Source organism: Pontibacter toksunensis (assembly GCF_042686245.1).
Taxonomy (GTDB): Bacteria; Bacteroidota; Bacteroidia; order Cytophagales; family Hymenobacteraceae; genus Pontibacter; species Pontibacter toksunensis.
In genome coordinates, this window is the sequence record NZ_JBHUOX010000079.1 from 1 (window position 1) to 1,950 (window position 1,950).

The following is a 1,950-nucleotide window of genomic DNA, read 5'->3' on the forward strand; positions in this document are numbered from 1 at the left end:
CCGGCTCGGGCAGCACCAACCCGGCAGACGGCAGGCCGGGGGTGCTGTATGTGGGGGATGTGGGGTACGGCCTCTGGGAAGACCTGAATGTGGTGACCAGGGCGGGTATGAACTTTGGGTGGCCGCTTTTTGAGGGCCTCACGCCCCACAACGGCTACATGAGCAAGAAAACCTACAACGCCTATGCGCCAAACCAGCTCTATAACACAGGAGGCTGCACGCAGCAGTATTTCTACTTCCAGGATTTGATAAAGCAGGAAACAGCGAGCGGCACGGCCAGCTTCACCAACCCCTGTAACGCGGCGCAGGCCATACCAGCAGGCGCAAACACCTTTCTGCACAGCCGGCCGGTGATCGACTGGAGGCACAGCACGACTGGTCCATCCAGAACAGGTATCTTCAACGGAGAAACAGCCGCAGAGGTCAACATAGGAGCTCCTGGCTCGCCTGTTTCCGGGCCTCAGTTCGGGGGCAATTCAGTGGTGGCAGGTGTCTTTTATACCCGCAACGACTTTCCGAAAGAATTCAGAAATACGTTCTTTTTTGGAGACTATACTGGCAAGTGGATACGAAACCTCACCGCTGATGCAGCTGATAAACCGACGGCTGTGCAGGATTTTATAAGCAGTGGTGCGGTCGTTGTACATATGGCGACACATCCTGCCGAGGGCGGAATCTACTATGTAAACTTCCCTTCTGAAATCAGAAAGATAACCTACAGGAACCGTACACCTGTTGCGGTAGTTTCATCGGATAAGACGTATGGTGAAAGCCCCCTAGCCGTGCAGTTTACCGGAAGCAACTCTTATGATCCGGATGGGCAGAATATTTCTTACCTATGGGATTTTGGAGACGGCACAACGAGTACGCTGGCAAATCCATCGCATACATTTACATCTACAACTACAGCACCAACATCTTTTACTGTCACACTTACGGTGTCTGATCCACCGGGAACTAAGGACCAGAAGGCGCTGACTATTTCCCTGAACAACACGCCACCTCACGTTACAATAACAAGCCCACTTGACAATACAAAATATCCTATGACCAGTGAGTCTACCTATGCCTTGAAGGCTACGGTATCGGATGCGGAGCATAGCAGCAGCCAGTTGACGTACAGGTGGCAGAGCATCCTGCACCACGAGGACCACCAGCATCCGGAACCTGCTTCCTTTTCTCCGGAATCCTCCATCTCGGTTTCTCCTTTAGGTTGTGGGGCAGAAACCTACTATTATCGTGTGACCCTGACGGTAACGGATGCGGCAGGACTTGCTACTACACATGAGGTAAAGCTGGTTCCGGATTGTAACATGTCGGTCACTCCGATTGTGCGGGAAGTCTGGAATAATGTTACTGGTACTGCTGTTTCATCTATTCCTGTGAACACGGCACCAAGCAGCACCTCGCAACTCACTCTTTTTGAGGCTCCTTCTAACACAGGCGAAAATTATGGGGCCAGGGTAAGGGCTTATGTGCAGGCACCTATTACAGGTGAGTACACTTTATGGATTGCCAGTGACCAGGACAGTGAACTATGGCTGAGCACAGATGAAAATCCGGCTAACAAAAGGAAGATAGCCTCCGTGAGTGGCCTGACGAACAGCCAGGAGTGGACAAAATACACTACCCAAGCTTCTTCATATATTTCACTGCAGGCAGGTAAGAAATACTACATTGAGGCTTTACACAAGGAAAGTACAGGGGCAGATCACCTGGCTGTAGGCTGGCAGCTGCCGGATGGTGGGATGGAGCGGCCTATTCCCGGTTACCGGCTCACCCCGTTTGCACCGCCTGCTACCAATCAACCTCCTGTTGCGAATGCCGGTCCGGATAAAACCATCACCCTGCCCACCAGTAGTGTGCAACTGAGTGGATCGGCCACCGACAGCGATGGCACCATCAGTGGCTATAGCTGGAGCCAGGTAAGTGGTCCCAATACGGCCACCT

General features: G+C 52.5%; 1 protein-coding gene. It reads left to right on the forward strand.

Annotated features, from left to right (window positions below; genetic code table 11):
- The coding region (locus ACFS7Z_RS27150; protein ID WP_377492595.1) for a PKD domain-containing protein at window positions 1-1,950 on the forward strand (1,950 nt) is incomplete at both ends.